Source organism: Sphingomonas corticis, from assembly GCF_012035195.1.
In the GTDB taxonomy this organism is placed as follows: domain Bacteria; phylum Pseudomonadota; class Alphaproteobacteria; order Sphingomonadales; family Sphingomonadaceae; genus Sphingomonas; species Sphingomonas corticis.
This window is the reverse complement of the sequence record NZ_JAAVJH010000006.1, coordinates 340852-348541: the sequence shown is the minus strand read 5'-3', so window position 1 is coordinate 348541 and position 7690 is coordinate 340852. Positions and strand designations below refer to the sequence as shown.

Sequence of the window (7690 nt, the reverse complement as noted above, 5' to 3'; positions counted from 1 at the left end):
CGGGCTACGCCCGCCCTACGCCGCAACCAGCGCGAACGGTGCGACCCCCATACCCGTCACGCTGCTTGACGAAGGGGGTCCCTTTTGCACGCCGATAGGGGGTCCTTTTTGGACGCCGATTGACAGCCACGGTCGCCATCAGCAGCACCGTGGCGGTGATCGCGCCGCTCACCACGGCATAGCGCGCGCGTTGCAGTCCGCTGGCCGCCGCTGCGGCGCCGGCCGTCAGGATCGCCAGCAGCATCGGCGTTCGGTGTACCGACAGGCCGGCGAGGGTCGCCACCACGATCCCTGCCGTCGTGCCGCAGACCCGCTCCAGCCCGCGCCAGCCGGTGTCGCGCAGGCCGGGCTTGAGCACGATCGCGGCCGTCATCGCGGCCCAATAGCCGTGCGACAGCCCCAGCGCGCCGCTGGCAAGCAGGGCCACTACGACGCAGATCGCTGCGCGGAGGGCGTGGAGGGCCATCTCCGCCGGTCGGGCCTTCGCCGATGATGGCGTCATGAGCACCGGTGGGTCGCCGAACAGAGCGACCAGCGCCGCGACGCAGGCGATCTGCACGGCCATGCCGAGCGCGACGAGTGCGGCCCGGTCTACCGCGCCAGCCGGACCGGAGGGGTAGTGGGTGGCGATCAGCGCCGCCACCACGAATTGCAGCCATGCCCACCACAATTCGCCGCTCCGCAGCCCTGCCGCACCGAACGAAGCGGCCACCGCACCGGTAAACGCCAGCGTCGCAAGTAGATCGCGGCCGCATAGCGTGCCGAGCAGGGTCATGGCGACCATGCCCAGCCCGGTCCATGCCATCGCATTCCAGCGCCGTCGCCCGATGCGGCGCGTCGCACCCATGCCGATCGAGAAGGCCGCGCCCGCCGCGATCGAGCCAGCGACCGGGCGGTCCAGTGCGATGCCGCCGATGAGCAGCAGCAGCATGGCCGGCAGGGGCAGCATGGCGGTGCCGACGTCGAACGCCAGCGCCGTCCGCCACCCGCGCGGCCGAGGTGAAGCGTCGTCGCTCAAGGCAGCGCGTAGGCGATCACGTAATCCCCGCGGTCGGGCGACTGCCGCGCGCCGCCCGCGGTGACGACGACGTACTGCTTGCCGGTACGCGGCGAGCGATAGGTCATCGGCGATCCGCCGCTACCCACGGGCAACCGACCCTTCCACAATTCGCGTCCCGTCGCGCTGTCGAGCGCGCGCAGGTAATAGTCCTGCGTGCCGGCGAAGAAAACGAGCCCGCTCTCCGTGGTCAGCGCACCGCCCAGCGTCGGCATCCCGATCGGGATCGGCAGGTGCATCTTGATCCCGAACGGCCCGGTGTCGCGCACCGTGCCGAGCGGTACCTGCCACGCCACCTTGCGCGCGGCGAGGTCGATCGCGGTCATCGTGCCGTACGGCGGCTTCTGGCAGGGTATGCCGGCGACGGAGACGAAGCGGTCGCGGCGCGAGCCGTAGGGCGTACCGGTCATGGTCGAGACGCCCATCTCCGTCCCCGACGCCGGCCCCGCCGGCATCTTCGCGCGTGGCACCAGCTCGTTCCACAGGCCGATGCGCATGTCGTTGACCAGCATGTAGCCGGTGGTCATGTCGATCGACACGCTGCCCCAGTTCATGCCGCCCAGCGATCCGGGGAATTGCAGCGTCCGTTTCACGCCCGGCGGGGTAAAGGCGCCGTCGTAGCGCATCCGGCGAAAGGCGATGCGGCACAGCATCTGGTCGATCGGAGTCGCGCCCCACATGTCCGCCTCGGTCAGCCGCTCCGTCCCGATCGACGGCATCGACGAGAAGGGCTGCGTGGGCGAATAGACCTCCTCGGGGATCAGGCCGCGCGGTACCCGCCGCTCCGCGACCGGCGCGATCGGGCGACCGGTCGCGCGGTTCAGCAGGAAGATCTGGCCCTGCTTCGTCACCTGCACCAGCGCGGGCAGCGTGCCGCCGCGCCCATCGGGGATGTCGTACAGCAGCGGCTGCGCCGGCATGTCGAAGTCCCACAGGTCGCGGTGCACGGCCTGGAAGCGCCAGCGCGGCCGGCCGGTAGCGACGTCGAGCGCCACGACCGAGGAATTCCACATATTGTCGCGCGCGGTGCGGGTGGCGCCGAAGAAGTCGGGCGTGGTGTTCCCGGTCGGCAGGTAGACGAGGCCGAGCGTCGCGTCATAGGCCATGCCCGCCCAGACGTTGGGCGTCGCGCGGGTGTAGCTCTGCCCGGGCGGCGGCCGGCGGGTGATCGCGGGATTGCCGGGATCCCACGCCCAGCGCAGGTCGCCGCTCGCGACGTCGTACGCGCGCACCACCCCGCCCGCCAATCCGGTCGAGACGTTGTCGGCGATGCGTCCGCCGACGATGACGAGGTCGCCCGCCACCAGCGGCGCGGCGGTCTGGGTATAGTAGCCGGGCTCGATAAGCCCCATGTCGACCTTCAGGTCGACCTGGCCGTTGTTGCCGAAGCCGGGGCATGGCCGCCCGTCGGCGGCGTCGATGGCGATCAGCCGCGCATCGCCGGTGGTGACGAACAGCCGCTGCCGGCACACCTCACCGGAGGGCGCGGCGGCCGCCTGATGATAACCGAGCGAGCGGCAGCGCTGCCACCCCGGGACCGTCGAGTTCGGGTCGAAGCGCCACTTGCGCCGTCCGCTATCCACGTCCAGCGCGATGACCCGGTTGAACGGGGTGCAGACGTAGAGCGTGTCGCCGACCTGGAGCGGCGTGTTCTGGTCCTCCGCGCCGAACCCGTCGCTGACCGCCACGTCGCCGGTATGCGCGGTCCATGCCGGGGTCAGCCGCGACACATTGTCCTTGGTGATCTGCGTCAGCCGCGCGAACCGCGTGCCGCGGTCGTCGTTCGCCCAGGCGGTCCAGTTCTCCTGGGGGCCTTTCTGCGTCACCGCCAGCCTCGGCGCCGGACCTTGCGCCGCGACGATCGGGACCGGCATGAAGGCGTAGATCCCGGTCGCGACCAGCGCGGCGACGAGGACCGCCGCGCCGCCCCAGGCCACCCGGCGTCCCCGCGGCGCAAGCAGCGGGTACAGCGCCGCGACCGCTGTCGCGAGCACGGCCAGCGCGACCAGCCGGCTGACCAGCGGCCAGAATGCGAACCCCGCATCGCCCAGCGCCCAGACGATCGTGGCGGCGAAGGCCGCGCCGTACAGCCACGCACCCGCGACGCGGCGCCGCGCGATCAGCACGCCCGACGCGGTCATCACCGCGCCCATCAGCAGGAAATACCAGCTGCCGCCGACACCTGCGAGCATCACCCCGCCGATCGCCATCGGCACGCCGAACAGGCAGATTGCAGCGCCGAGCAGCCGCAGTGTCCAAGTAATGATCGAAGCCCGCCGCTGATTCGTCACCATTGTCCCCCGACGTCGTTGGCCGACCCTATCTACAAGATCTCCCTTACCATATTTTTTGTCTTCGTATCCCGAAAGATGCTCGTCATAAACTCACTATAAGCAACCGTAATCTCTAGTTTTATTTGGAACGCTGCACATTTTCTTCCGAACGGTGGGAGCATTCAGATCGTTGCGAGCAGCGTATCGAGCGAGCGCTTGACCGCCCGATACCGTCGCCGAGAGCGCGGCGGGCAAGGTCGACGGCATCGACGCCGTCAAGCCGGTGCGATCGGCGGCCGTGCGGAGGCGCCCTGCCGTGACCCTCAGAGGTCGGGGTCAGCCGAAGCCCTGTGCTGTGAAATCTATGCGTCGGGCATCTGCCAGCGAGATGGTCATGGGACGCCGGTGGTGGCGGTCTGGCGCGACCGTCGATCGTGGCGGCGGCATCGACCCTTCACATCTTCGACCGCAAGGTGAAGCGGGTGATCTCCGATGGCACGCCGAGGCGGAGCGCGAAGCCCGGCCACAGGCCGGTGCCGTTGCTGACGTAGAGGGTCATGCCGCCGACCTGATAGCGGCCCGCGACGAAACCGGCGTTCGCGCGGGCGACGAGCCGATCCAGACCGACGATCATGCCGCCATGCGTGTGGCCCGACAATTGGAGCGCCACGCCCTTCGCCGCGGCGTGCCGCGCCCGCCGCGGCTGATGATCGAGGAGGACGATCGGTGCCCCGGCAGGGGCACCGCGCAGCGCCAGCCCCACGTCCGGGGCCGCCTCCCCGACACTCGGGGCGGACAGATCCGTCACGCCGGCCACGACGAGTTCCGCGCCGCCGCGCCGGATGACGGTATGCGCATTCGGCAGCATCCGGACACCGAGCGAGGTCAGGTGCCGCATCCACGCGCCATAGTCGAAGAAATATTCGTGGTTGCCCGGTATGGCCCAGACGCCGTCGGGCGCTTCAAGCGCCTGAAGCGGCGCCACATCGTCGCGTCGCATGTCGACCGAGCCATCGATGAAATCGCCTGTGACGACGATCACGTCGCTGCCCGCGGCGTTGGCGCGCGCCACGACCGCGCTTGCCCAGGCGGCCGGGAACAGCTTGCTGATGTGAAGATCGGTCAGTTGGAGGATCCGATATCCCTCGAACCGCGGCGGCAGACCCGCAATTGCCACCTCGACGTCCCTGATCGGCGGAACCCGCACGGCATTGGCGACCGCGATCGCGCTGGCCAGCGCCGCCAGTCCCATCGCCCCGTAGCGCAGGGCGCCGGGTAACGCGGCGCGCTGCCATCGGACCACCGCCGTCACCAGCAGGCCGAGATCGAGCACGATCTGGAGGAGCATGAGCAGCACCAGCGCGCCGAATGCCCAGTTGAAGAGCATCACGACCGGGCGCGGGAACTCAGGGGAGAAGACCGACCCCGAGGATAGCCGGCTCCAGAGGTGATATTGCGAGACACCGAACAGGAGCAGCGCGACGACGACCTTGCTCCACAACGGCAGCGCCAGCGGCCAGAGGGTGCGGGACACGACGTAGATCGCCGGGATCAGGAAGACGAGGAAGATGATCGGCATCCTTCAGGGAGCATCGGCAAGCGGCCGCCGACAAACAGAACGCTTTAACGCCGCTCGGCGCGAGAGGCGACCAGCGATCCGCCGCCGGATGCAGGGCATCAGTGTTCGGTCAACTCGGCGACCTCGAAGTCGAAGCTGCGCCAGCCGTAGCGCCTCGCGGCCTGTTCGGTCAGCGCCTTCTTGCTCGTCGCCTCGCGGGCGGAGGTGGCGTGTCCCCAGAACACCTCTGTCTTGCCGTCGCGCAGATGCGCGACGATGCGCCAGTAATGCGTGAACGGCGCGGCGGTGGGACCGATCGTCTTCACGTAGCCGTCCGCCATCGTCGCGGTCAGGTAGCGCTTCTTTCTCGCCATCTCCGCCCGATAGCGCACGGCCGTTCGGGGTGGGAGGGGAACCGGCTTCAATCCTTGCCGGGAAGCGCAATCCGATAGGGTCCCGATCGCGCCGCCAACCGCTCCCCCTTCCAGCTCAGCCGCACCGCCCCGTCGCGAACCAGCCCGTCGATCGCCGCGTGCACGGACGGCATCGCACTGCGCCAATCCTCTGGAGACCGTGCGCGCGCCACCTCGCTCGGGCAGATCGTCGCGCCTGCCGCGCGGCGGGCGAGAAGGTCCAGTACCGCAGCGCGCGCATCGCTCAGTCCTTCAGGTCGGCTCCGCACGCCCGCGGGTCAAGCCTCAGGCGGTTGCGCCGACCAGCCCCGCTCGCCTATGGGGCGGCCATTCGCAAGGACCCGGTGAAATTCCGGGTGGCTATTCCGGCCGCCGATCCGCCGGACAACAACACGCACCCGATGAGATGCGCCGCCCGGCGCCCGTGCCCTGTTGTGGACATTCGATGACCTTCGACTTCGCTACCTATCGCCGCCAGTGGCTCACTGACGGCGCCGCCGCCCGCCGCGACATCCTGGCCGGCATCGTCGTCGCGCTCGCGCTGATCCCGGAGGCGATCGGCTTCTCGATCATCGCCGGCGTCGATCCGCGCGTCGGCCTCTACGCCTCGGTCGCGATCGCGATCACCATCGCGCTGATCGGCGGACGGCCGGGCATGGTCTCCGCCGCCACCGCTGCCGTCGCCGTGCTCGTCGGCCCGCTCGTGCGCGATCACGGCGTCGAATACCTCTTCGCCGCCACGATCCTGATGGGGCTGATCCAGATCGTCGCCGGGCTGCTGCGGCTCGACCTGCTGATGCAGTTCGTCTCGCGCTCGGTCATCACCGGCTTCGTCAACGCGCTGGCGATCCTGATCTTCATGGCGCAGCTTCCGCAACTGACCGGCGTCGGCTGGCAGACCTATGCGATGGTCGCGGGCGGGCTGGCGATCATCTACGGCGTGCCGCGCGTGACGAAGACGGTGCCGTCGCCGCTGGTGGCGATCCTGGTGCTCAGCGCGATCAGCATCGGGTTCGGGCTGCCGGTGAACACGGTCGGCGACATGGGGCGACTGCCCGACGGCCTGCCGAGCCTCGCCTGGCCCCAGGTGCCGCCGACATTGGACACGTTGCGGATCATCCTGCCCTATTCGCTGGCGATGGCCGCGGTCGGCCTCCTCGAATCGCTGCTGACCGCGCAGATCGTCGACGACATGACCGACACCGACAGCGACAAGCGTCGCGAATGCGCCGGACAGGGCGGCGCCAACATCGTCGCCGCGCTGTTCGGGGGCATGGGCGGCTGCGCGATGATCGGCCAGTCGGTCATCAACGTGACCTCCGGCGGGCGCGGTCGACTCTCGACCTTCGTCGCGGGTGCATTCCTCCTGTTTCTGCTGGCTGTGCTGGGGCCGTTCGTCGGGCGAGTGCCGATGCCGGCGCTGGTCGCCGTCATGATTATGGTGTCGATCGGCACGTTCAGCTGGAACTCGATCCCGAACCTGCGGCGGCATCCGCCCACGTCGTCGGTGGTCATGCTGACGACGGTGGTGGTGGTCGTCGCCACGCGCGACCTGTCGCTGGGCGTGCTGGCCGGCGTGCTGCTGTCGGGCATCTTCTTCGCGGGCAAGGTGCAGCGGATGTTCTCGGTCGAGCAGTCGATATCGCCGGACGGCGCCCACGCGACCTACCGCGTGGAGGGCGAGATCTTCTTCGCCTCGGTCGACCGGTTCAACCGCGCCTTCCAGGCCGGAGACAGCGCCAGCCGCATCGTCATCGACGTGACCGCGGCGCATTTCTGGGACATTTCGGGTGTCGGCGCGCTGGACAAGATCGTCGCCCGGCTGCGTCGCGAAGGGCGCGCGGTCGAGGTGATCGGCTACAATCGGGCGAGCGCCGACCTGATCGACCGCTTCGCGCTCCACGACAAGACCGGCGTGGAGATGGGGCTCGCGCCGCACTGAGCGGCGTCGGCCGCGCTACGATCGCAGGCGCGCCTCTTCCTCCTGCCGCTTCCACTCCGCGGTCCGCAGCGTGACATAGTCGCGCAGAAGCTGCACCCGGCGCGGGCGGAAGCTGCGCCCGCCGCGTTCCAGCGCCTCGATCCGCGGCACCTCGAACGTCCGGTGCGCCTCGCGCAACACGCACCAGCCCACCAGCATCAGCGTCTTCGGGCTGTAGGACAGGCCGAGCGGCAGGATCTCACGCGCGGTCCGCCGCCCCTTCGCGTCACGATTGGCGATCCGGACGCTGAACTCGTCCCGGCAGGCTTCGCGCAGCAGATCGAGGTGGATCGTGTTCGCAGCGTGCGGCTCGGGCGGACGCCACGATCGCTCGATCCGCGACTGGTGTCGCGGTCCGGCGAGCGCATGGGCGACGCGAAGTAGGACCAGGCCGGTCCACAGTCCTGT

At 69.5% G+C, this 7690-nt stretch carries 7 protein-coding genes and 1 other annotated feature; of the genes, 1 reads left to right on the top strand and 6 read right to left on the bottom strand.

All coding sequences use genetic code 11. The features are described 5' to 3' along the window. Positions 1-4: 4 nt before the first annotated feature. From HBH26_RS12455 to HBH26_RS12435, 5 genes are all read right to left on the bottom strand, one after another. Positions 5-1018 (bottom strand): FUSC family protein, encoded by a 1014-nt coding sequence (locus tag HBH26_RS12455; RefSeq protein WP_168134920.1) that lies wholly within the window; start codon positions 1016-1018, stop codon positions 5-7. Further along, complete coding sequence (locus tag HBH26_RS12450; RefSeq protein ID WP_168134919.1) at positions 1015-3351, bottom strand: membrane-bound PQQ-dependent dehydrogenase, glucose/quinate/shikimate family; 2337 nt, start codon at positions 3349-3351, stop codon at positions 1015-1017. The genes HBH26_RS12455 and HBH26_RS12450 overlap by 4 nt, the downstream gene beginning before the upstream one ends. Before the next feature lie 433 nt (positions 3352-3784). Further along, positions 3785-4909 carry a metallophosphoesterase gene (locus HBH26_RS12445; RefSeq protein ID WP_168134918.1) on the bottom strand — a complete coding sequence of 375 codons (1125 nt, stop codon included), beginning with the start codon at positions 4907-4909 and terminating at the stop codon, positions 3785-3787. Positions 4910-5007: 98 nt separating this feature from the next. Continuing rightward, positions 5008-5262: a hypothetical protein gene (locus HBH26_RS12440; RefSeq protein WP_168134917.1), complete on the bottom strand. Its 255-nt coding sequence runs from the start codon at positions 5260-5262 to the stop codon at positions 5008-5010. A 47-nt stretch (positions 5263-5309) separates the two neighbouring features. Continuing rightward, the gene (locus HBH26_RS12435; protein ID WP_338057348.1) at positions 5310-5570 is read right to left on the bottom strand and encodes a DUF3253 domain-containing protein; all 261 of its coding nucleotides are present in this window, start codon (positions 5568-5570) and stop codon (positions 5310-5312) included. 65 nt (positions 5571-5635) lie between these two features. Then, positions 5636-5691 (top strand) — a sequence feature (sul1 is cis-regulatory element that is thought to sense ions involved in sulfur or methionine metabolism; They are found in Alphaproteobacteria). 55 nt (positions 5692-5746) lie between these two features. On the opposite strand from HBH26_RS12435, the gene HBH26_RS12430 reads away from it, so the two are divergent. Then, positions 5747-7243 carry a SulP family inorganic anion transporter gene (locus tag HBH26_RS12430; protein ID WP_168134916.1) on the top strand — a complete coding sequence of 499 codons (1497 nt, stop codon included), beginning with the start codon at positions 5747-5749 and terminating at the stop codon, positions 7241-7243. Positions 7244-7258: 15 nt separating this feature from the next. Here the strand turns inward: HBH26_RS12430 and HBH26_RS12425 are convergent, their stop codons facing one another. Next, the gene (locus HBH26_RS12425; protein ID WP_239024768.1) at positions 7259-7558 is read right to left on the bottom strand and encodes a helix-turn-helix transcriptional regulator; all 300 of its coding nucleotides are present in this window, start codon (positions 7556-7558) and stop codon (positions 7259-7261) included. Positions 7559-7690 lie beyond the last annotated feature (132 nt).

What these genes read in the sequence shown, in the direction of transcription:
- HBH26_RS12450 (WP_168134919.1), bottom strand. Translation starts at nt 3,351, where the DNA reads ATGGTGACGAATCAGCGGCGGGCTTCGATCATTACTTGGACACTGCGG.
- HBH26_RS12445 (WP_168134918.1), bottom strand. Translation starts at nt 4,909, where the DNA reads ATGCCGATCATCTTCCTCGTCTTCCTGATCCCGGCGATCTACGTCGTG.
- HBH26_RS12440 (WP_168134917.1), bottom strand. Translation starts at nt 5,262, where the DNA reads ATGGCGAGAAAGAAGCGCTACCTGACCGCGACGATGGCGGACGGCTAC.
- HBH26_RS12430 (WP_168134916.1), top strand. Translation starts at nt 5,747, where the DNA reads ATGACCTTCGACTTCGCTACCTATCGCCGCCAGTGGCTCACTGACGGC.